The organism is Amycolatopsis camponoti, assembly GCF_902497555.1.
In the GTDB taxonomy this organism is placed as follows: Bacteria; Actinomycetota; Actinomycetes; order Mycobacteriales; family Pseudonocardiaceae; genus Amycolatopsis; species Amycolatopsis camponoti.
In genome coordinates this window covers 545,019-565,090 of sequence record NZ_CABVGP010000002.1, presented here as the reverse complement: position 1 = coordinate 565,090, position 20,072 = coordinate 545,019, and the positions used below count along the sequence as shown (strand labels likewise).

Annotated in this window: 19 protein-coding genes; 11 read left to right on the top strand and 8 right to left on the bottom strand. The window is 70.7% G+C overall.

Annotated features, from left to right (window positions below):
* Nucleotides 1–69: 69 nt before the first annotated feature.
* From paaI to AA23TX_RS23110, 3 genes are read left to right on the top strand one after another with little or no spacing between them, the layout of a single operon-like run.
* Entirely contained in the window at nucleotides 70–486 is a 417-nt protein-coding gene (paaI, locus tag AA23TX_RS23120; protein WP_155544953.1) for a hydroxyphenylacetyl-CoA thioesterase PaaI, read from the top strand.
* Complete coding sequence (gene paaK, locus AA23TX_RS23115) at nucleotides 483–1,760, top strand: phenylacetate--CoA ligase PaaK (protein WP_155544952.1); 1,278 nt, start codon at nucleotides 483–485, stop codon at nucleotides 1,758–1,760. Before paaI ends, paaK begins: the two co-directional genes overlap by 4 nt.
* The gene (locus AA23TX_RS23110) at nucleotides 1,757–2,350 is read left to right on the top strand and encodes a TetR/AcrR family transcriptional regulator (protein WP_155544951.1); all 594 of its coding nucleotides are present in this window, start codon (nucleotides 1,757–1,759) and stop codon (nucleotides 2,348–2,350) included. Before paaK ends, AA23TX_RS23110 begins: the two co-directional genes overlap by 4 nt.
* A gap of 36 nt (nucleotides 2,351–2,386) precedes the next feature.
* Here AA23TX_RS23110 and AA23TX_RS23105 read toward each other — a convergent pair whose 3' ends face one another.
* Nucleotides 2,387–2,698, bottom strand: a complete 312-nt coding sequence (locus tag AA23TX_RS23105) for a hypothetical protein (RefSeq protein WP_155544950.1) — start codon at nucleotides 2,696–2,698, stop codon at nucleotides 2,387–2,389.
* A 193-nt stretch (nucleotides 2,699–2,891) separates the two neighbouring features.
* Between AA23TX_RS23105 and AA23TX_RS23100 the strand changes: the two genes are divergently transcribed.
* Nucleotides 2,892–3,563, top strand: a complete 672-nt coding sequence (locus AA23TX_RS23100) for a TetR/AcrR family transcriptional regulator (RefSeq protein WP_155544949.1) — start codon at nucleotides 2,892–2,894, stop codon at nucleotides 3,561–3,563.
* On the opposite strand, the gene AA23TX_RS23095 is transcribed toward AA23TX_RS23100, so the two are convergent.
* Nucleotides 3,484–4,539 (bottom strand): AraC family transcriptional regulator, encoded by a 1,056-nt coding sequence (locus tag AA23TX_RS23095; RefSeq protein ID WP_155544948.1) that lies wholly within the window; start codon nucleotides 4,537–4,539, stop codon nucleotides 3,484–3,486. The genes AA23TX_RS23100 and AA23TX_RS23095 overlap by 80 nt on opposite strands.
* A gap of 50 nt (nucleotides 4,540–4,589) precedes the next feature.
* On the opposite strand from AA23TX_RS23095, the gene AA23TX_RS23090 reads away from it, so the two are divergent.
* The 5 genes from AA23TX_RS23090 to AA23TX_RS23070 all read left to right on the top strand — a co-directional run bounded on the left by AA23TX_RS23090 (nucleotide 4,590) and on the right by AA23TX_RS23070 (nucleotide 10,067).
* The gene (locus AA23TX_RS23090; protein WP_155544947.1) at nucleotides 4,590–5,675 is read left to right on the top strand and encodes a winged helix DNA-binding domain-containing protein; all 1,086 of its coding nucleotides are present in this window, start codon (nucleotides 4,590–4,592) and stop codon (nucleotides 5,673–5,675) included.
* 76 nt (nucleotides 5,676–5,751) lie between these two features.
* Nucleotides 5,752–7,215, top strand: coding sequence for a flavin-containing monooxygenase (locus tag AA23TX_RS23085; RefSeq protein ID WP_155544946.1), 1,464 nt, complete (start codon nucleotides 5,752–5,754; stop codon nucleotides 7,213–7,215).
* Nucleotides 7,215–8,873, top strand: a complete 1,659-nt coding sequence (locus tag AA23TX_RS23080; RefSeq protein WP_155544945.1) for a GMC family oxidoreductase — start codon at nucleotides 7,215–7,217, stop codon at nucleotides 8,871–8,873. Before AA23TX_RS23085 ends, AA23TX_RS23080 begins: the two co-directional genes overlap by 1 nt.
* 75 nt (nucleotides 8,874–8,948) lie before the next feature.
* Nucleotides 8,949–9,602 carry a hypothetical protein gene (locus tag AA23TX_RS23075; RefSeq protein ID WP_155544944.1) on the top strand — a complete coding sequence of 218 codons (654 nt, stop codon included), beginning with the start codon at nucleotides 8,949–8,951 and terminating at the stop codon, nucleotides 9,600–9,602.
* A gap of 24 nt (nucleotides 9,603–9,626) precedes the next feature.
* On the top strand, nucleotides 9,627–10,067 hold the full coding sequence (locus tag AA23TX_RS23070) for a barstar family protein (protein WP_155544943.1): 441 nt from the start codon (nucleotides 9,627–9,629) through the stop codon (nucleotides 10,065–10,067).
* A gap of 54 nt (nucleotides 10,068–10,121) precedes the next feature.
* Here AA23TX_RS23070 and AA23TX_RS23065 read toward each other — a convergent pair whose 3' ends face one another.
* Entirely contained in the window at nucleotides 10,122–11,606 is a 1,485-nt protein-coding gene (locus AA23TX_RS23065) for a chitinase (protein WP_155544942.1), read from the bottom strand.
* 145 nt (nucleotides 11,607–11,751) lie between these two features.
* Between AA23TX_RS23065 and AA23TX_RS23060 the strand changes: the two genes are divergently transcribed.
* The gene (locus AA23TX_RS23060; RefSeq protein ID WP_155544941.1) at nucleotides 11,752–14,142 is read left to right on the top strand and encodes a Tex family protein; all 2,391 of its coding nucleotides are present in this window, start codon (nucleotides 11,752–11,754) and stop codon (nucleotides 14,140–14,142) included.
* Between the two features lie 130 nt (nucleotides 14,143–14,272).
* On the opposite strand, the gene AA23TX_RS23055 is transcribed toward AA23TX_RS23060, so the two are convergent.
* Genes AA23TX_RS23055 through AA23TX_RS23035 form a run of 5 tightly spaced genes read right to left on the bottom strand, consistent with a single transcriptional unit; the run spans nucleotide 14,273 to nucleotide 18,238 of the window.
* The gene (locus tag AA23TX_RS23055) at nucleotides 14,273–14,686 is read right to left on the bottom strand and encodes a hypothetical protein (RefSeq protein ID WP_155544940.1); all 414 of its coding nucleotides are present in this window, start codon (nucleotides 14,684–14,686) and stop codon (nucleotides 14,273–14,275) included.
* A 9-nt stretch (nucleotides 14,687–14,695) separates the two neighbouring features.
* Nucleotides 14,696–15,403 (bottom strand): VOC family protein, encoded by a 708-nt coding sequence (locus AA23TX_RS23050; RefSeq protein ID WP_155544939.1) that lies wholly within the window; start codon nucleotides 15,401–15,403, stop codon nucleotides 14,696–14,698.
* Nucleotides 15,319–16,089, bottom strand: a complete 771-nt coding sequence (locus AA23TX_RS23045) for a 2-keto-4-pentenoate hydratase (protein ID WP_155544938.1) — start codon at nucleotides 16,087–16,089, stop codon at nucleotides 15,319–15,321. Before AA23TX_RS23045 ends, AA23TX_RS23050 begins: the two co-directional genes overlap by 85 nt.
* On the bottom strand, nucleotides 16,086–16,532 hold the full coding sequence (locus tag AA23TX_RS23040) for a nitroreductase family deazaflavin-dependent oxidoreductase (RefSeq protein WP_196425490.1): 447 nt from the start codon (nucleotides 16,530–16,532) through the stop codon (nucleotides 16,086–16,088). The genes AA23TX_RS23045 and AA23TX_RS23040 overlap by 4 nt, the downstream gene beginning before the upstream one ends.
* On the bottom strand, nucleotides 16,532–18,238 hold the full coding sequence (locus AA23TX_RS23035; protein ID WP_155544936.1) for an acyl-CoA dehydrogenase family protein: 1,707 nt from the start codon (nucleotides 18,236–18,238) through the stop codon (nucleotides 16,532–16,534). The genes AA23TX_RS23040 and AA23TX_RS23035 overlap by 1 nt, the downstream gene beginning before the upstream one ends.
* A gap of 235 nt (nucleotides 18,239–18,473) precedes the next feature.
* On the opposite strand from AA23TX_RS23035, the gene AA23TX_RS23030 reads away from it, so the two are divergent.
* Entirely contained in the window at nucleotides 18,474–20,015 is a 1,542-nt protein-coding gene (locus AA23TX_RS23030; protein WP_155544935.1) for a DEAD/DEAH box helicase, read from the top strand.
* The last annotated feature ends 57 nt before the right edge of the window (nucleotides 20,016–20,072 follow it).

Below are 20,072 nucleotides of genomic sequence, written 5' to 3'. Positions count from 1 at the left end.
GGGCCACTGCCTTTACTGAGCGACACCGCCAGGTGACCGTCCATTCGGTAGGTCAGGCACGGAGGACGAATGACCAACGCCGCGCACACCATGTTCGCCGCCGACGAGGCGTCGCGCGCGCTGGGCATCGAGCTGGTCGAAGCCGGTGACGGCCGGGCCGTGGCGACCATGACGATCACCCCCGCGATGGTCAACGGCCACGACATCGCCCACGGCGGGTACGTCTTCCTGCTCGCCGACACCGCCTTCGCCTGCGCCTGCAACACCCACGGGCCGGTGACGGTCGCCGCGGGTGCCGAAATCTCGTTCGTCGCGGCCGGCCGGCTCGGCGACCACCTCGTCGCCACGGCCACCGAGCGCACCCGCTACGGCCGCAACGGCATCTACGACGTCACCGTGCACCGGGACACCCCCGGCGGCCCCGAGGTCGTCGCCGAATTCCGCGGCCGCAGCCGCGCCATCTCCGCGAAACGAGGCGATGCATGATCGAGGCGAACCCCTCCGCCGACGAGCTGGCCGCCCTGCAGCTCGAGCGTCTGCAATGGACACTCCGGCACGCGTACACGAACGTTCCGGCGTACCGGAAGAAGTTCGACGACGCCGGCGTCCACCCGGACGACTGCAAGGAGCTCGCCGACCTGGCGAAGTTCCCGTTCACGACGAAGCAGGACCTGCGGGAGAACTACCCGTTCGGGATGTTCGCCGTGCCGCAGGACCAGGTGCGGCGCATCCACGCCTCCAGCGGCACGACCGGCAAGGCCACCGTCGTCGGGTACACCGAGCAGGACATCGACACCTGGGCGACGGTGATGGCCCGGTCGATCCACGCCGCCGGCGGCCGTCCGGGCCACAAGCTGCACAACGCGTACGGCTACGGCCTGTTCACCGGCGGTCTCGGCGCGCACTACGGCGCGGAGAAGCTGGGCTGCACGGTGATCCCCGCGTCGGGCGGGATGACGGCGCGCCAGGTCCAGCTGATCACCGACTTCGAGCCCGAGATCATCATGGTCACGCCGTCGTACATGCTGACGCTGCTCGACGAGTTCGAGCGCCAGGGCGTCGACCCGCGTGCGAGCTCGCTCAAGGTGGGCATCTTCGGCGCGGAGCCGTGGACCGAGCAGATGCGCGCCGAGATCGAGGAGCGGTTCGCGATCGACGCCGTCGACATCTACGGGCTGTCCGAGGTGATGGGCCCGGGCGTCGCGCAGGAGTGCGTCGAGACGAAGGACGGCCTGCACATCTGGGAGGACCACTTCTACCCCGAGGTGATCGACCCCTTCGCCGAGAACGTGCTGAGTGACGGCGAAACCGGCGAGCTGGTGTTCACGTCGCTGACGAAGCAGGCGCTGCCGATCATCCGCTACCGCACCCGCGACCTCACGGCGCTGTCGCCGGGGACCGCGCGCCCGGCGTTCCGGCGGATGGACAAGGTCACCGGCCGCACGGACGACCTGATCATCCTGCGCGGGGTCAACGTCTTCCCGACGCAGATCGAGGAAATCGTGCTGCGCACGGAATCGCTGAGCCCGCACTTCCAGCTCGTCCGGTCCACGCGCGGGCGCCTCGACCACCTGACCGTGCTGGTCGAGGCGCGCCACGACGCTTCGGCCGCCGCCCGGGAGCAGGCCGCTGCCTCGCTGATCTCGGGCGTGAAGGACGGCGTGGGCGTGACGGTGTCGGTGGACGTCGTCGACCCGGACACCCTCGAGCGGTCGATGGGCAAGATGCGGCGGATCATCGACCAGCGGAACCGGACGTGACCACACCGCGTCGCGGGCGCCCGGGCTACGACCTCGAATCGCTGCTGCAGGTGGCGGTCCGGCTGTTCAACGAGCGCGGGTACGACGGCACGAGCATGGAGGACCTCTCCCGCAAGCTCGGCATCACGAAGTCGGCGATCTACCACCACGTGCCCAGCAAGGAGGAACTGCTGCGGCTGGCGGTCGACCGGGCCCTGGACGGGCTGTTCGAAGTGGCGGCTTCGACGTCGCAGCTGGACGGGCGCGCGATCGACCGGCTGGAGCACCTGGTGCGCGGCAGCGTGCTGGTGCTGGCCGACCGGCTGCCGTTCGTGACGCTGCTGCTGAGGGTCCGCGGCAACACGAAGGTGGAGCGGGCGGCGCTGGCCCGACGCCGCGAGTTCGACCTGCTGGTGACGGACCTGGTGAAGCAGGCGGAAGCGGAGGGCGACATCCGCCCGGACGTCGACCCGGCGGTGACCGCGCGGCTGATCTTCGGCATGGTGAACTCGCTGATCGAGTGGTACAAGCCGCGGCGCGGCTCGTCGGCGACCGAAGTGGCGGACTTCGTGTGCAAGGTGGCTTTCGAGGGCCTACGCACCGGGTCGTGAGCGGGAAACAGTGTTCCGTTTTCCGCTCACGACCGGTCAGTCGTCGGCATTCTGGGGCGGGCGCCCCGCTTGCCAGAGAAGGGCTTCGCGCAGTTGCTCGATCAACCGCTCGTCGTCCGCTTCGGACGGGTCGACGCCCAACGGGATCCAGCGCTCGGAAACCTTCGAACCCTCGTCGTAGCCCGTGATCACTATTCCCGAGTACGACAGGGACTCGTCGTCCGCGCAGTCGCCGTCCGGGAGGGGCTCGTCCGCTTCGAAGCCCTCGTCGAAGCTGACGTGACGATGCTGCAGGCGGACGCTCACCCAGCGTCCGGCCGGCCGGATCGGCGCGCCTTCTTCGGTCATCTGGCTCCTACCCCCGGTCGCTGGCCTCTGCCGTCTCGTCGCATCCGGGCGCCGGGAAGTTACCGGCCGGTTGTTCCGGTTGCGTAACGACAAAGGTTTGCGCGAAACACCCGTTGCCCGCCACCGGAGCCACTCTTTGACGATGGGTCAACTACTTGTTGACAGCATGCCGCTCCCCCGCGAGGCTGAGCGGATGACCAGTGGGACCCGGCCGCGGCGGCGCCGTCTCGAACCGGCCGAACGGCGCGCGGAGATCCTCGCCGCCGCCCGGCACCTGTTCGGCGCGGGCAGCTACGCCTCGGTGTCCACTTCGGACATCGCCGAGGCGGCCGGGGTGGCGCGGCCGCTCATCAACCACTACTTCGGCGGCAAGCGCGAGCTGTACCTGGAAGTGGTGCGGCAGTTGATGATCGTGCCCGCGCCGGTCACCGAAGCGCTGCCGGACACCACGATGGAAGAGCGGCTGACGATCGGCGTCGAGCGGTGGATCGACGTCGTGGACCGCAACCGCGACGCCTGGCTGACCGTCATCGGCCCCGAGTCCGCGGGCCGCGACCCCGAGATCGAGCGGATCATGCTGGAAGCCGACGAGATCGCCGCCGACCGGGTGCTGGAAGCCGCGCTGATGACCGACGTCACCGACGGCCGCGAGGAGCTGCGCGCGATGATCCGGTCGTTCGGCGGGATGCTGCGGGCCGCTTCGCGCGAATGGCTGATCCGCGGCACGCTCGACCGCGCGGCGCTGCGCACCTTCCTCACCGATTCGATCCTCAACCTGCTCAAGCTCACCTACCCGGCGGTGCTTGCCGAGCGGCCCGGAAGCGCCGCGCGAACGCCGCCGGCGTCATCCCGGTCCAGCGCTTGAACGCGTAGATGAAGCTCGACGCCTCGGCGTACCCGAGCCGGTACGCGACGTCCTCGACCGACAGGACGCCGGTGTCGAGCAGCTCTTCGGCCAGCGTCTGGCGGACCTCGTCGACCAGCGCGCGGTAGCTGGTGCCGGACTCGGTCAGGCGCCGCCGCAGCGTGCGCGTGCTGAGCGTCAGCTGGCGCGCGATCTCGTCCATGCCGGCGTCGACGCCGCCGAGCCGGACCAGGCGTTCCCGGACCTGCTGCGAGATGCCCGACCGGCGGCGTTTGCGCGCGACGAGCGCTTCGCACTGCGCGGCGCACAGCGCGACGGTCTGGTCGTTGGCCTGCGGCAGCGGCAGCGTCAGCAGCGCGGGGTCGAGCGTCGCGCGGCAGGCGTCGGCACCGAACCGCGGCACCAGGCCGAACGCGGCCCGGTAGGTGTCCACTGTGGACGCCTCGTGCCGGAAGCTCAGGTCGTCCAGCACGATCTCCGGCAGCAGGTCGCGCATCACCGAGAAGATCGCCGCCAGGTCGCGCAGCACGAGGAACCGGGCGACGTCGGCGGGCACGCGGCTGTCGTCCAGTTCCAGCGTCAGGCGGTCGCTCTCCAGCTCGACGTGCGGGATGCAGAAGGCGAAGCTGAGGTCGAAGTAGCGCAGGGAGAACAGCATCGCGTCCCGCAGGGTCGGGCTGCTGATGCAGGCGAAGCCGAAGATGCCGAAGGTGGTGACGCGGTAGCGGCGGCCGAGCTCCAGTGCCGTCGCGTCCGAGCCGTCCAGTTCGGCCAGCGCGCGGACGACGGCCAGCTCCTGACGCGCGTCGACCTGCACCGACGGGTCGGCGAGGAGCTCCGGCGAGAGCGTCGTCGCGGCCAGCAGCTTCCCGGCGGGCAGGCCGCGGTCGGTGGCGAACCGGGTCATCAGCTCGATGCTCGCGGTGCCCCGCGGGAAGTCCCAGTCCCCGACGGCGGGCGCGGCGAGCTCGGCCATGGCCGGATTATGGACCCGGAACTGTCGGTGCCGCTCGCTAGGGTGGCCCGGTGACCACGACGGTGAGCCGACAGGCACTGAACCGGGCGACGCTGGAGCGCCAGCTGCTGCTTCGCCGCGCGAAGATGTCCGCGCTCGACGCCGTCGAGCACCTCGCGGGACTCCAGGCGCAAGCGCCGTTCCCGCCGTACTACGCGCTGTGGGCGCGGCTGCACGGCTTCCGGCCCGCCGACCTGGCCGCGCTGCTGGAGAGCAGGCAGGTGGTCCGGATCGCGCTGATGCGCGGCACGGTCCACCTGGTGACGGCGGCGGACGCACTGGCGTGGCGGCCGGCGGTCCAAGTGCTCTACGACCGCGACCTCAAGACGAACACGCTGCACGCGAAGGCGCTGGCCGGCCTGGACCACGACGTCGTCGCCTCGGCGGCGCGTGAGCTACTGGCCGCTTCGGCGTTGTCCAGCACAGCGCTGGGTGCCGAGCTGGCGCGGCGCTGGGACGTCCCCGCGGCCTCCCTGACGCACCTGGCCCGGGGGCGGTTGCCGCTGGTCCAGACTCCGCCGCGGGCGATCTGGGGCAAGGCCGGGCAGACGACGTACGCGTGCCTCGACCAGTGGGTGGGCGCGTCGCTACCCCCACCTTCGCCCGCTTCGCTGATTTCGCGCTACCTGCGCGCGTTCGGCCCGGCGACGGTGGCCGACGTCCAGACGTGGGCGGGCATCACCCGGCTGGGCGAGGTGGCGGCTTCGATGGACCTCCGGCGGCACCGCGACGAAGACGGGCGCGAGCTGCTGGACCTGCCGGAGCTTTCCGTACCGGACGAGGACGTCCCGGCGCCGCCCCGGCTGCTGGGCCCGTTCGACCAGACGCTCCTGTCGTACGCGGACCGGACCCGGGTCATCTCCGACGCGCACCGCAAGCGGGTGATCACGCAGAACGGCCTGGTCAAGGGCACGCTGCTGGTGGGCGGGTACGTCCGCGGGTTCTGGGAGCGCAAGGCCGCGGTGCTGGAGCTGTCGCCGTTCGAGAAGCTGCCGAAGCGCGACCTCGCGGCGTTGGAGAGCGCGGCCGGACGCCTGCTGACCTGGGCGGAGCCGGACGCGGAGAACCGGGAGGTGCGCATCCACGCGCCGGACTGACCGCTGGCCGGAATTCTCGATCGAGTGACCGTTCGTGGCCTGTTGTCACAGGCTTCGGCTGCGTAGCTTTCCTCGCATGAGTAGTTCGGCGAAGGGGCCGTCGGTGCTGATCGTGGGCACCGGTTTCGGCGGCATCGGGACGGCGATCGAGCTGAAGCGCGCCGGGTTCACCGACTTCACGATCCTGGAGAGCGCGGCCGAGCCCGGCGGCGTCTGGCGGGACAACACCTACCCCGGCGCCGCGTGCGACATCCCGTCGCCGCTCTACTCGTTCTCCTTCGAGCCGAACCCGCGCTGGCCGAAGCGGTTCTCGCACCAGCCGGACATCCTGGGCTACCTGCGGCGCGTCATCGCGAAGTACGGGCTCGAGCCGCACATCCGCTACCGGACCGAGGTCACCGGGGCCGCGTTCGACGAGGGACGCGGGGTCTGGCGCGTCGAGACCCGGAGCGGTGAAACGCACGAGGCAAACGTTTTCGTCCCCGCCGTCGGCCAGCTGTCGCGGCCGGTGCTGCCGGACATCCCGGGCCGCGAGAGCTTCGGCGGCGACGCTTTCCACTCGGCGCGCTGGGACCACGACGTCGACCTGGCCGGCAAGCGCGTCGCCGTCATCGGGACCGGGGCCAGCGCCGTCCAGTTCGTGCCCGAGCTGCGCAAGCGGGCGAAGCACGTCACGGTCTTCCAGCGCACGCCACCGTACGTCATGGCGAAGTCCGACCCGACCTACCGGCGGTGGCAGCACTGGCTGTTCGAGCACGTGCCGCCCACGCAGCTGCTCGGGCGGCTGCGGATCTTCCTGCTCGCCGAATACGCGACGTACGCGATGACGAAGCACCCCGTGCTGGCGAAGATGTTCGAGCTGCGGACGGCGCAGCTGCGCCGTCGTCACATCAAGGACCCGGAGCTGCGCGCGAAGCTGAAGCCGGCCTATCCCCTGGGCTGCAAGCGGATCTTGTTCACCAACGAGTACCTGCCCGCGCTGGCGCAACCGGACGTCGACGTCGAGACGCGGCGGATCTCGTCGATCACGCCGCGCGGCGTGCGCGTCGAGGACGGGACCGAGATCGACGCGGACGTCCTGGTCTACGGCACCGGGTTCGCCGCGACGGACTTCCTCGGCCGGATCGAGGTGCGCGGCCTCGGCGGGCGGTCCCTGCGGGACGAGTGGGCCGGGGGCGCGCGGGCCTACCTGGGCATCGCCGTGCCCGGGTTCCCCAACATGTTCTGCGTCTACGGGCCGAACACCAACCTCGGCGCCGGGTCCATCATCTACATGATCGAGCGGCAGGCGCGCTACATCCGCCAGGCGGTCGAGCAGCTCGCGCGGCCCGGCGTGTCCTACGTGGACGTACGGGCGGAGGTCGAGGAGCGTTACGACCGGGAGGTCCAGGGGCGGCTGGGTCACAGCGTGTGGAGCGCCTGCACGAGCTGGTACCGGCAGGCCGACGGCCGGGTGACGACCAACTGGCCGGGCCTGGTCACCGAGTACGACCGCCGGACCCGGCGGCTCGAACCCGCCGACTTCCGGGTGGTGGCGTGATGGACTACGACGTCCTGGTGATCGGGTCGGGCTTCGGCGGGAGCGTCACGGCGCTGCGGCTGACCGAGAAGGGCTACCGCGTCGGCGTGCTGGAGACCGGCCGCCGGTTCGCCGACGACGAGTTCGCGAAGACGTCGTGGCGGCTGCGGAAGTACCTGTGGGCGCCCGCGCTGGGGTGTTTCGGCATCCAGCGGCTGACGCTGCTGAAGAACACGTTCGTGATGAGCGGCTCCGGCGTCGGCGGCGGTTCGCTGGTGTACGCGAACACGCTGTACGAGCCGCCGGACAAGTTCTACGCCGATCCCCAGTGGGCGCACATCACCGACTGGAAGGACGAGCTGTCGCCGTACTACGACCAGGCGAAGCGGATGCTGGGCGTGGTCGAGAACCCGGCGACGACGGCCGCGGACCGGGTGCTTTCCGAGGTGGCCGAGGACATGGGCATCGGCCACACGTACCGCCGCACCCCGGTCGGCGTCTACTTCGGACAGTCCGGAGTGGACCCGTTCTTCGGCGGGGCCGGGCCTTCGCGTCAGTCGTGTACGTTGTGCGGCGAGTGCATGACCGGCTGCCGGGTCGGGGCGAAGAACACCACGGTGAAGAACTACCTGTACCTGGCCGAGCAGGCGGGTGCCGTGGTTCACCCCTTGACCACCGCGGTGACGGTGCGGCCGGTGCCCGGCGGGTACGCGGTCGACACGCGGAGGACCGGCGGGCTTTCCCGCCGGACGTTCACGGCGTCGCAGGTCGTGTTCTCGGCCGCGGCGTTGGGGACGCAGCGGTTGTTGCACCGCATGCGCGACACCGGTGTTTTGCCTTCGCTTTCCCCGCGACTGGGTCTGTTGGCGCGGACGAACTCGGAGGCGGTACTGGCGGCGAGGTCGCTGCGCTCGGACACGGACTACACGCGCGGCGTGGCGATCACGTCGTCGATCCACCCGGACGACGTGACGCACGTGGAGCCGGTGCGGTACGGGCGGGGCAGCAACGTGATGGGCCTGATGGCCACGGTGCTGGTGGACGGCGTCGCGGGCCGCCGCCGTTGGGTCCTGGGGTTGCGCGAGCTGTGGCGGCAGCGTCGTCATCTGCTGCGCATCCACAACCCGCGGCACTGGTCGGAGCGGATGATCGGGCTGCTGGTGATGCAGACTTTGGACAATTCGGTGACGACCTACACAAAACGTGGGTTGTTCGGCCGCCGGATGACGACCCGCCAGGGTTCCGGAGCGCCTTCGCCGTCCTGGATCCCGGCGGGCCACGAGGTGACACGCCGGGTGGCCGCGAAGATCGGCGGCCTGCCGCAGGGCGCGTGGACGGACATGGCGAACATCCCGATCACGGGCCACTTCATCGGCGGGTGCGCGATCGGGGATTCGGCTTCGACCGGGGTCGTGGATCCTTATCAGCGGGTGTTCGGGTATCCGGGGTTGCACGTTGTCGACGGGTCGGCGATTTCGGCGAACTTGGGGGTGAACCCGTCGCTGACGATCACGGCACAGGCGGAGCGGGCGATGGCTTTCTGGCCGAATCGGGGTGAGGTGGATCCGCGGCCTCCGCTGGGCGAGCCTTATCAGCGGGTGGCGGCGGTGGCACCGAAGAACCCGGTAGTCCCGTCGGAGGCCCCGGGAGCCCTGCGGCTGCCGATCACGCCGGTGTAGCAGTTCGCTCGCTTCGGGCGACTCTGGGCAGGTGGACCGGCCGGAGCCGGTTCCCGACGAGACCGGAGGCCGGAAGTGACCGTCACCCACCCGACGACGCCCGGGCCGCCGCCGCGCCGTTCCGAGGAGAAGTGGAAGACCATCGGCCAGGTCCTCGCGGTGGTCTCCGGGTTGCTGACGGTGGCCGCCAGCCTCTTGACCCTGTTGACGGTGAACGCCAACCGCGAGAAGAGCCTCGCGGAGTCGACCGCCGCCGACCGGGGCAGCCGGCTGACCTCGGCCCAGCAGGAAATCAGCAGCCTGAAGCAGCAGACTTCCCCGCCGGCCACCGAAGCCTCCCCCACCGCGGCCCAGACCGGGGGAACCGTGCGGCACGAGGGAAATGTCAGCATCGCGCGCGACTTCACGGTAGACCTCGACAGCCCCGCGTCGGATCCGCAATGGGGCACCACCGGCTCCTTCACCGGCAAGAACGACCTGAGCTTCAACGGTCGCGACTTCGGCTACGTCGGCTGGAGCTCGACGGTGAAGCTCCCCAGCTCGGCCACGAGCAGCTACCAATCGTGCCGCGAGGAGACCGGATACGAAAACGGCCGGTACGCACTCGATGATCTGGCGGCCGGCCAGAGCTACTGCGTCAAGACCTCCGACGGACGCTTCGCGGCGGTCCGCCTGACTGCTGTGAGCGCGACGAAAGTCAGCTTCGACGTCACCACCTACGAGAAGTGAGCGGCCGGCGACGACAATGTCCCCATGTGGGCGACACCCGGCATCATCGTCCTGCCCTGGGACCAGGGGATCGCGGCAATCGACGCCGTCCCGCCGCAAGGGGTGATCGCCGTCGCCCGGATCGACGGCGCCGCCGCCGGGAGCGAGGACGAACTGTTCGGCCAGTTCTCGGACGCGCTGCGCTTCCCGGCCTACTTCGGCTGGAACTGGGACGCCCTCTCCGACTGCCTGCGCGACCTGAACTGGCTGCCGGCGGACCGGTACCTGGTCGTCGTCGAGGAGCCGATGCGGTTGCTGGGCGGCGACGCGGAAGGCCGGCGGACCCTCCTCGGAATCCTCGGGCGGGCCGCGCGGGAGTGGGCGAACCCGTTGGGCCGGCCGGGCAATGCCGGGGTCCCGTTCCGGACCGTCCTCCTCGCCGCGGAAGCCGACGTCGAAGCGCTGCGGACCGAGCTGCGCGGCTAGAACGCGAAAAGGCCCTCCCGGACCGCGCTTCCGGGAGGGCCTTTCAGCGCACGGTTACGGCAGGCCCGCGAGCCCGGCCGACACCGTGTTGGCGAACGCGTACCCGTTCGACGCGTCCCAGTTGATCGACCACGTCATCGCGCCGCGGATCGTCGGGTATGTCGCCGACGGCTTGAACGAGCCGCACGATGTTCCTCGCGCCAGGCAGTTCAGCGCCGACACCGTGTTCGACGGCGCCTGGTACCCGCCGCCCGCCGCCTGCGAGGACGCCGGGAGGCCCAGGCCCACCTGGTCCGCGCGCAAGCCGCCCTGGAGCTGGATGCACGCCAGCGCCGTCAGGAAGTCGACCGTGCCCTGCGCGTACACGCTGCCGTTGCAGCCGAGCATCGTGCCGGAGTTGTAGTACTGCATGTTGACGACCGTCAGGATGTCCTTGATGCCCAGCGCCAGCTGGAAGTAGCCGCCCTGGGTGGACTGCATGTCGATCGTCTGCGGCGCCATCGTGATGACCTTGCCGCCGCCGTTGTAGATGCTGCGCAGCGCCTGGCCCATGTACGTCGCGTTGATGCCGTTCTCGAGGTCGATGTCGACGCCGTCGAAACCGTAGTTCGAGATCAGCGACTTGACGCTGTTCGCGAAGTTGTTCGCCGACGAAGAGTCGCTCACGCTGATCGTGCCGTTCTGGCCGCCGACCGAGATGATGACCCGCTGGCCGCGCGCCTGGACCGTCCTGATGTCGGCCTTGAACTGCGCGTCGGTGTAACCGCCGAGCTGCGACGACAGGCCCGAGTCGAGCGTGAAGCTCACCGCGCCCGGCGTTCCCGTCGCGTCCGCGAACGACACCGCGATGATGTTGTACTTCGTCGGGACGTCCGCCAGCTTCAGCGCCTTGGCGCCGTTGTAGAAGTTCTGCCAGTAGCCGGTCAGGACGTGCTTCGGCAGGTCACCCTGTGTGGGCGGCGGCGTGGTCGTCGTCGGCGGGGTCGTGGTGGTGGGCGGGGTCGTCGGCGTAGTCGGCGTCGTGGGCGTGGTCGGCGTCGTCGGCGGCGGGGTGCCCGGGCCGTCGAGGCTGACGTCGTCGGCGTAGTACGTCGGCTGGCCGTACCAGCCGTGCAGGTACACCGTCAGCGACGTGCTCGAGCCGGTCGTGAAGCTCAGCGACAGCTGCTGGTAGCCGCTGGTGCCCGGGGTCCACGTGCTGGTCGTCGCCGAGCCGGAAACGCCCAGGTAGACGTAGCTGCCCTGGACCCAGGCCGACAGCTTGTAGGCCGTGTTCGCCGAGACGGAGAGCGTCTGCGAGCACTGCGCGTTGTCCGACGACGTCGGCGTCACGTTCAGCGCGCGGCTCCCGCTGTGGACCGGGCTGCTCACCGCGGTCGGCGGGGAGGTGCACGTCCAGCCCGAGGTGCCGGCTTCGAAGCCGGGGTTGGCCAGGATGTTCGCCGCCGAGGCGTTGCCGGCCAGGACGAACGTCACGCCGAGACTCAGCGCGACCACGGAAAGTAACGAAAGCAGGGCTAGACGAACCTTGGGGACCACGGGCGACCTCCACGAAGGCGGTGAGGCAGGTCACCACAAAATGGACTAGACCAATCTGATTGTCAAGGAGCCCCATCCGAAAGTCGGGGTGGCGGAAACGGCAGAATGAGACGATCGGAACCAGGCGAAGCAGGAGCGTGTTGCAGTGAGCGTGTCGGTCGAGCAGAGGATCGCCGAAGAACTGGGCGTGCGCGAAGGACAGGTCAAGGCCACCGTCGAGCTGCTCGACGGCGGTTCGACCGTCCCGTTCATCGCGCGGTACCGCAAGGAAGTCACCGGCATGCTCGACGACGCGCAGCTGCGCACGCTCGAAGAGCGGCTGCGCTACCTGCGGGAACTCGACGAGCGCCGGCTCGCGGTGCTCGAATCCATCCGCAGCCAGGGCAAGCTGGACGAGGCCCTCGAGGCGTCGATCCTCGCCGCGGACACGAAGTCGCGGCTGGAGGACATCTACCTCCCGTTCAAGCCGAAGCGCCGCACGAAGGCCATGATCGCGCGCGAAGCGGGCCTCGAGCCGCTGGCCGACGGCCTGCTGAACGACCCGACGACGGACCCGCAGGCCGCGGCCGCCGTGTTCGTCGACGCGGACAAGGGCGTCGCGGACGCGCAGGCCGCCCTCGACGGCGCCCGCTCGATCCTCGTCGAGCGCTTCGCCGAGGACGCCGACCTCATCGGTGACCTGCGCGAGAAGATGTGGGGTCAGGGTCACCTGGTCGCCAAGGTGCGCGCGGGCAAGGAGGAGGAAGGCGCGAAGTTCTCCGACTACTTCGACTTCTCCGAGCCCTACACCAAGCTCCCCTCGCACCGGATCCTCGCGATGCTGCGCGGCGAGAAGGAAGAGGTCCTCGACCTCACGATGTCGCCGGACGAGCCCACCGACGAGCCGCAGGTCGGCCCGACCGACTACGAGACGCGCATCGCCGCGAAGTTCGGCATCACGCAGCAGGGCCGGCCGGGCGACAAGTGGCTCGGCGACACCGTGCGCTGGGCGTGGCGCACCAAGATTCTCCTGCACCTGGGCATCGACCTGCGGATGCGGCTGCGCCAGGCGGCCGAGGACGACGCCGTGCGCGTGTTCGCGGCCAACCTGCGCGACCTGCTGCTGGCCGCGCCGGCCGGCACCCGCGCCACGATGGGCCTCGACCCGGGCTTCCGCACCGGCGTCAAGGTGGCCGTCGTGGACGCGACCGGCAAGGTCGTCGACACCCACGTCATCTACCCGCACCAGCCGGCGAACAAGTGGGACCAGTCGATCGCGGAGCTGGCGGCGCTGTGCGCCCGGCACCAGGTCGACCTGATCTCGATCGGCAACGGCACGGCGTCGCGCGAGACGGACAAGCTCGCGATCGAGCTCATCAAGAAGCACCCCGAGCTGAAGCTGACCAAGGCGATCGTGTCCGAGGCGGGCGCGTCGGTGTACTCGGCGTCGGCGTTCGCTTCGGCGGAGCTGCCGAACATGGACGTCTCGCTGCGCGGCGCGGTCTCGATCGCCCGCCGGCTGCAGGACCCGCTGGCCGAGCTGGTGAAGATCGACCCGAAGTCGATCGGTGTCGGGCAGTACCAGCACGACCTGTCCGAGGTTTCGCTGTCGCGCTCCCTCGACGCGGTGGTCGAGGACTGCGTGAACGCGGTCGGCGTCGACGTCAACACGGCGTCGGCGCCCCTGCTGACCCGCGTCTCGGGCATCACGACGGGGCTGGCGGAGAACATCGTCTCCCACCGCGACACGAACGGGCCGTTCCGCTCCCGGACGGCACTGAAGGAGGTCGCGCGCCTCGGCCCGAAGGCGTTCGAGCAGTGCGCGGGCTTCCTGCGCATCCCGGACGGCGACGACCCGCTCGACTCGTCGTCGGTGCACCCGGAGGCGTACCCGGTGGTCCGGCGCATCCTGTCGGCGACGGGCACGGACCTGCGCTCGCTGATCGGCAACACGCGGACGCTGTCGTCGTTGAAGCCGGCGCAGTTCGTGGACGAGACGTTCGGTCTCCCGACGGTGACGGACATCCTGGCGGAGCTGGACAAGCCGGGCCGCGACCCCCGCCCGGCGTTCAAGACGGCGACGTTCGCGGAGGGCGTCGACAAGATCGGCGACCTGAAGCCGGGGATGCGGCTCGAGGGAGTCGTGACGAACGTGGCGGCGTTCGGGGCGTTCATCGACGTGGGCGTGCACCAGGACGGGCTCGCGCACGTTTCGGCGCTGTCGAAGAACTTCGTGAAGGATCCTCGGGAAGTGGTGAAGCCCGGGGACATCGTGAAGGTGAAGGTGTTGGACGTCGATGTGCCGCGGAAGCGGATTTCGCTGACGCTGCGGTTGGACGACGAGCCGGGTGCCCCGGCTGGGAACCGCGGTGGCGGCGGTGGGGGTCGTGACCGGGGTCAGGGTGGCGGCGGTCAGCGTCGCGGCGGTTCTGGTGGCGGTGGCGGTCAGCGCGGCGGCTCCGGTGGTGGCGGCGGTCGGGGCGGGAACTCCGGCTCCGGCTCTGGCGGCAGCGGTTCCATGGCGGACGCGCTGCGGCGGGCCGGGTTCGGCAAGTAGCGATTACCCACAGGCCGGCGGAGTTGTGGACAACTCCGCCGGCCTGTGGCTTTTCAGGCAGGTTCGTCGGTGAGCGCCGATAGACTGGAGCCGGGACGTTCCCCTGGAGAGCCGCGGGCCATGCCGAAGCTCAGCGCAGCGCGGCCAAGCCGACCACGAACAACACCCCCGGCACCACCGCGGCCGCCGAGCTGATCACCCCGGTTCCGCCGCGCCAACCCACCGGGGACGCGTCCAGCACCAGCCGTCTCACCAGCGCCGCCTCCACCACCGCCGCCAGCAGGAACCCGAAACCCACGCTGAAGATCGCCGCCGCCCCCACGAAGAACAAGCCGGACGTCGACGCCGCACCCAGCGGGGCCGCGATCTCCCACCGGACCAGCCCGGCGGCCAAAGCGAGCAGCGCCAGCACCACCACGAACGCCACGAGGAAGCCGATGCGCGCCGTCGTCTGGTGCTGAGCCCGCGCGAACCACCAGAACCCCGCGTCGAGCACGAAAACCACCGTGGCCAACACCAGGAACCCGGCACGGAACGTCAGCACCCGGTCACTCTAGCCAGGCTGGACGCGCGCCATGATCGCGGTCGGGTGGCCGTCGGGGTCGGTGAAGAACGCCATCCACTCCTCCACCCCGGACTCGTGGCGGAAGATCAGGTGCGGCGCGCCGACGAACTCGACGCCCCGCGCGCGCAGCGAGTCGTACGCCGCGTCGATGTCCGGGACCGTGAAGTACAGCACCGACTCCGCTCCGCGCGGCTCGCCCGCCGTCAGGAACAGCCGGACGCCGTCGCAGTCGAAGAACGCCAAGTCCCCGAACGTGTAGAGGTGCTCCAGGCCGAGCACGTCGCCGTAGAACGCCTTCGCGCGGTCGAGATCCGTCACGGTCCGCGAAACCTGGCCGATCGGTCCCAGCATCGGTGCCTCCTCCGAAACCCGGCCCGCGAGCGCGCTGTCCGCCGCGGCGCCGCGCCACGTGCGCAGCTCGGCCCTTTCGGTCAGGCCGAGCTTGCGGACGGCGTTGCCGACGTGGAACTTGACGGCGTCCCGGCTCGTGCCGCGCCGCCGGGCGATCTCGCCGTTGCTCAGGCCGAGGCGGACCGCGTCGACCACCCGCCACTCGGCGGGGGTCAGCCGGTCGGGGTGCCGTGGCCTGCCGCGCTCGCCAACGCGACGATCTACCCTACCCCGGCGAACCGCACCTCGACCGCGCCCAGCGCGCCGAAGTCGGCGACCACGTGCCCGCCGGCGTGGATCGGGCACGGCGGGGTCGCCGTCCCCGTCGTCACGATGTCGCCGGGGCGCAACGCGAGGCCGTGGCGGGGCAGTTCCATCGCCAGCCAGTGCAGCGCCAGCCGCGGGTCGCCGAGCACCAGGCTGCCGCTGCCGCGCGAGAACTCCTCGCCGTCGGCGTGCAGGACGACCTGCTGCCGCGGGAGGTCGAGGTCGCGCCAGCCCGGCACCGCCCGCCCCTCGACGAACCGGCCCGCGCACGCGACGTCGGCCAGCAGCTGCGGCCCGCCCGCGTGCCGGTGGTCGGTGTAGCGGCTGTCCGGCATCTCGAGCGCGAGGACCATCGTGTCGACGGCGTCGAGCACCGCGGTCAGCGACGGCGACAGCCCGGGGTCGGCCTTGAGCCGGAAGGCGAACTCGGGCTCGGCGACGCCCATCGTCATCGTGTCGGCCGGCACCGGCTCGCCCTCGGCGTGGCGGTACCGCTCGAACATCACCCCCGCCAGCGGGCCGGGGACGTCGAGGTACTGGCGGGCGTACGCGGTCGTCGCGGCGATCTTCCAGCCGGACACCGGCCCGGCCAGCGCGGCGAGCGCCGCCTGCGCGGCCATGCCCTCGGCGAGATCGCGCGGGCGGGCGTCGTCGGGAAGGCCGTCGAGGCGTTTCCCGGTCTGCCACGCATCCCAGATGAGTTCCGCCGCCCGCTCTCGGTTCACCCTCGCGATCTTGCCAACCGGAAGACCGGGTGTCGATCGGCTTCCGCGGCGAAGGCCTCGGCGGGGTCGCTGAGCTTCGCGTCGAAGAACGGCGCCGTCACGGGGATCTTGCGGACGTACGCGCGCAGCACCGGTCCGGCCGCCGCGGCGTCGGCCTCTTCGACGGACCACGTCTCGCGCGTGCGGCCGCGCCGCAGCCGGGCGGTGGCGTCGGCGCGCAGGTTGTGCACCCAGCCGACCTGCCCGTACGGCGAGACGAGCCAGCGGTCACCGCCGACCTCGAGGACGTTGACCGGAGTGGTCCGGTCCACTCCGCTCTTGCGTCCTCGCGTGGTCAGCAGGTAGCCGGTGCGCCCGTTGACCGGGATCCCGCGCTCCAGCAACGCCGTCACGACGACGTTCGCGGCCTTGCGCGTCACGCCGAGCTGGTACTTCCTGGCCATCACGGGTGCATAGCGTAGACCCCGGAAAGCTCGCGGACCCTCGTCCAGACGTTCTCGAAGCGCTCGGCGTCCACCACCGGCTTGCGCAGCGCGGCCAGCGCGATCGCCTGCTGGGCCTCGGTCGAGCTCGCCTTGCCGTTGAGGTCGACCGCCGCGGCGCTGAAGTCCTGCACCAGCACGGCGAAGATCTGGTCGACGACCTCCTCGTCGAGGCCGGTGATCTCGGCCTGCTCCAGGATCAGCTGGCCGTACACGATGAGCGTGAACAGCTCGGTCAGCGCGAGCCCGAAGTCGAGGTCGGCCTGCTGGGCCTCGTCCGGCGCGGCCTCCGTCAGCAGCTTGACGAGGTATCCCGCCTGCTCGGTGAACAGCGCGACGTTCGGGATGTGCGCGGCGCCGGCGTAGGCGGTCTTCCAGTCGTGGAAGCGGACCTTCGACAGGCCGCGCGCCGGGCCCTGGCGGAAGAGGAACTCGTCGTCCGCGGCGTCGGTGCGGGTCCCTACCGGCGCGTACTCCTGCGGCGCGAAGAGGTACGCGGGCATGAACTTCGCGATCAGCGCGAGGTTCACGGCCACCGTGCCTTCGAGCTTGGGCAGGCCGTCGATGTCGTTCTTGGACATCGCGAGGTACGTGTCGGCCTCGAAGCCCTTGGCCGCGACGACGTCGGCGACCAGGCCGATCACCTTCTGCGCCTCGGTCGTCACCTTCATCTTGGTGATCGGGTTGAACAGCAGGTAGCGGCGGTCTTCGGCGTGCGCGCTGCGGAAGTAGTCGACGGCGCGGTCGGAGAACAGCTTCATCGCGGTCAGCCGCGCGTAGGCCTCGACGAACTCGCGGCGCACGTGCGGGAAGTTCGTGACGGGCTTGCCGTACAGGACGCGGTTGTGCGCGTGCGTGATGGCTTCGTACAGCGAGTGCGTCGCCATGCCGATGCCGCCGAAGCAGAGGTTGAACTTGCCGATGTTGACCGTGTTCAACGCGGCGCTGAAGGCTTCGGCGCCGATGTGGAGGATGTCGTCGGCGTGCACCGGGTAGTCCTCGAGCCGGAACTCAGCGACGTACATCTGCGACGGCACCACGTTCTTGACCACGTGGTAGTTCGGGTGCTCGGAATCGGCGTAGAAGAAGACGTACTGGTCCGGGCCCTCGACGCCGTCGATGCGGCCGAAGACCGACACCGTGCGCGCGCAGTTGCCGTTGCCGATGTAGTACTTCGAGCCGGTGGCGCGGTAGCCGTCGCCGTCCTTCGTCAGCACCAGGTCGGACGAGTAGATGTCGGCGCCGTGGTCCTTTTCGGACAGTCCGAAGGCCCCGACGCCGCCGGCGTCGAGGGCGTCCGCCGCGCGCTTGCGGGCGACGTCGTTGCCGCTCTGCCAGACCGGGCCGAGGCCGAGGATCGTGACCTGCCACGGGTACCAGTAGTTCAGGCCGTAGAACCCGAGGATCTCCGACAGCGCGGCGACGCGGGCGGTGTCCCAGCGCTTGTCCGGGTTGCCGCCGGCGTTCGCGGCCGGCGTCAGGAAGGTCGAGAACAGGCCTTCCTTGCCCGCGAACTCGAGGAAGTCCGCGTAGAAGGTGCGGGCGTGGTAGTCCTCGGCCAGCTTCGCCTTGCCGCGCTGCTCGAACCAGTCGATGGTGGCCCGGAGCAGCCGGCGCGTCTCCGCGTCGAAGTGGCTCGGGTCGTACTCGTGCGGGTTCAGCAGCATGGCGCTCCTCTTCGATTACCGACCGGTAACTTAGCAAGTCTCCTCGAGTGCGGGCAATCTCACTAGGGGTACGTCACTCCCACCGGCTACACTGATCTTGCGGGCCGCTCAGTTCTGCCTCGGCCCGCTGCTGTTGTCGACTACCACGCGCCGCGGCCGTTGACCGGTCTGCGCCGGGCAGGACAACCCTTCTCAGATTACGGAGACCAGGGCGCAGTGGCGCCCGCATGCACTTATGAGCACTTTCGCTGAACTCGGCCTGCCCACGACCCTGGTGGACGCACTGGCCGCGCAGGGCGTCACCGAGCCCTTCCCCATCCAGGCGGCGACCCTGCCGCACACCCTCGCCGGGCGCGACGTGCTCGGCCGCGGCCGGACCGGCTCCGGCAAGACCTACGGCTTCGTCCTGCCCCTGCTGGCGCGCCTCTCGGCGGGCCCGACGCGGCGCAAGCCGGGCCGCCCCCGCGCGCTGATCCTGGCGCCGACCCGCGAGCTCGCGACCCAGATCGAAGCCTCGATCCTGCCGCTGGCGAAGCCGCTGGGCCTGAAGACGACCACCATCTTCGGTGGCGTGAGCGCGAACCCGCAGATCACGCGGCTGCGTGACGGCGTCGACGTCGTCGTCGCCTGCCCCGGCCGGCTCGCCGACCACATGCGCTCCGGCCACGTGAAGCTCGACGCGATCGAGATCACCGTCCTCGACGAGGCCGACCACATGGCCGACCTGGGCTTCCTGCCCGAGGTGCGCCGGATCATGGACCAGACGCCGTCGCGCGGGCAGCGCATGCTGTTCTCCGCGACGCTGGACAACGGTGTCGACGTGCTGGTCAAGCGCTTCATGAACGACCCGATCACGCACAGCGTCGACTCGGCGCAGTCGCCGGTGTCGACGATGGAGCACCACGTCCTGCACCTCGAGGAGACCCACCGGCTGCCGGTGCTGGTCGACCTGACCGCCGCCCCGGGCCGCACGCTGGTGTTCACCCGGACGAAGAGCCGCGCGAAGGCGCTGACGCGCAAGCTCGTGGCGTCCGGTGTCCCGGCGGTCGAGCTGCACGGCAACCTGGGCCAGAACGCGCGCACCCGCAACCTGGAGGCGTTCTCGTCCGGCGCCGCCAAGACGCTGGTCGCGACCGACATCGCGGCCCGCGGCATCCACGTCGACGACGTCCGCCTGGTCATCCACGCGGACCCGCCGGTCGAGCACAAGGCGTACCTGCACCGCTCGGGCCGCACGGCGCGCGCGGGCGCGTCGGGCACGGTCGTGACGCTGATGACGGACGCGCAGGTCCGCGACGTGCGCGACCTGACGCGCAAGGCCGGCATCAAGCCGACGACGACCCAGCTCGGCCCGGGTCACCCGCTGCTGGCGGAGCTGGCCCCGGGTGAGCGTTCGTTCACGGCGTCGCCGAAGCGGCCGCCGGTGGACGACCGGCCGAAGAAGGTCACCGCTTCGGGCGCGGCGCCGGGCGGCGGCCGCGGCCGCCGTGGCGCACCCGCCACGCCGAAGGAGAACCGCGGCGGCCAGCGTTCCCGCGCGAACGGCCAGGCCCGCCGCGACGAGGCGCAGCAGCCGCGGTCGGAGCGCCAGGGTTCCGGCCGGTCGGCGGGCGCTTCCGGCGGTTCGCGACGCTCCGGCGCCCCGGCCGCTTCGGGTGGGGCACGACGCTCCGGCGCTCCCGCGGCCGCGGGCGGCCGCCGTTCGGGCTCCGGCTCGAGTGGGGGCGCGGCGGCGTTCTCGTCCGGCACCCGTGCGGGCGGCCGCCGGGGCCGCTGAGCCGGCAAGCGAACGACTCGACCCCGGGCCGGCGGCCCGGGGTCGAGTCGTCTCCGT

Coding starts and splice junctions, on each gene's coding strand:
- AA23TX_RS23080 (WP_155544945.1), top strand. CDS start 7,215: ATGGACTACGACGTCCTGGTGATCGGGTCGGGCTTCGGCGGGAGCGTC.
- AA23TX_RS23100 (WP_155544949.1), top strand. CDS start 2,892: ATGACCAGTGGGACCCGGCCGCGGCGGCGCCGTCTCGAACCGGCCGAA.
- AA23TX_RS23040 (WP_196425490.1), bottom strand. CDS start 16,532: ATGGCCAGGAAGTACCAGCTCGGCGTGACGCGCAAGGCCGCGAACGTC.
- paaK (WP_155544952.1), top strand. CDS start 483: ATGATCGAGGCGAACCCCTCCGCCGACGAGCTGGCCGCCCTGCAGCTC.
- AA23TX_RS23085 (WP_155544946.1), top strand. CDS start 5,752: ATGAGTAGTTCGGCGAAGGGGCCGTCGGTGCTGATCGTGGGCACCGGT.
- paaI (WP_155544953.1), top strand. CDS start 70: ATGACCAACGCCGCGCACACCATGTTCGCCGCCGACGAGGCGTCGCGC.
- AA23TX_RS23105 (WP_155544950.1), bottom strand. CDS start 2,698: ATGACCGAAGAAGGCGCGCCGATCCGGCCGGCCGGACGCTGGGTGAGC.
- AA23TX_RS23095 (WP_155544948.1), bottom strand. CDS start 4,539: ATGGCCGAGCTCGCCGCGCCCGCCGTCGGGGACTGGGACTTCCCGCGG.
- AA23TX_RS23070 (WP_155544943.1), top strand. CDS start 9,627: ATGTGGGCGACACCCGGCATCATCGTCCTGCCCTGGGACCAGGGGATC.
- AA23TX_RS23030 (WP_155544935.1), top strand. CDS start 18,474: ATGAGCACTTTCGCTGAACTCGGCCTGCCCACGACCCTGGTGGACGCA.
- AA23TX_RS23035 (WP_155544936.1), bottom strand. CDS start 18,238: ATGCTGCTGAACCCGCACGAGTACGACCCGAGCCACTTCGACGCGGAG.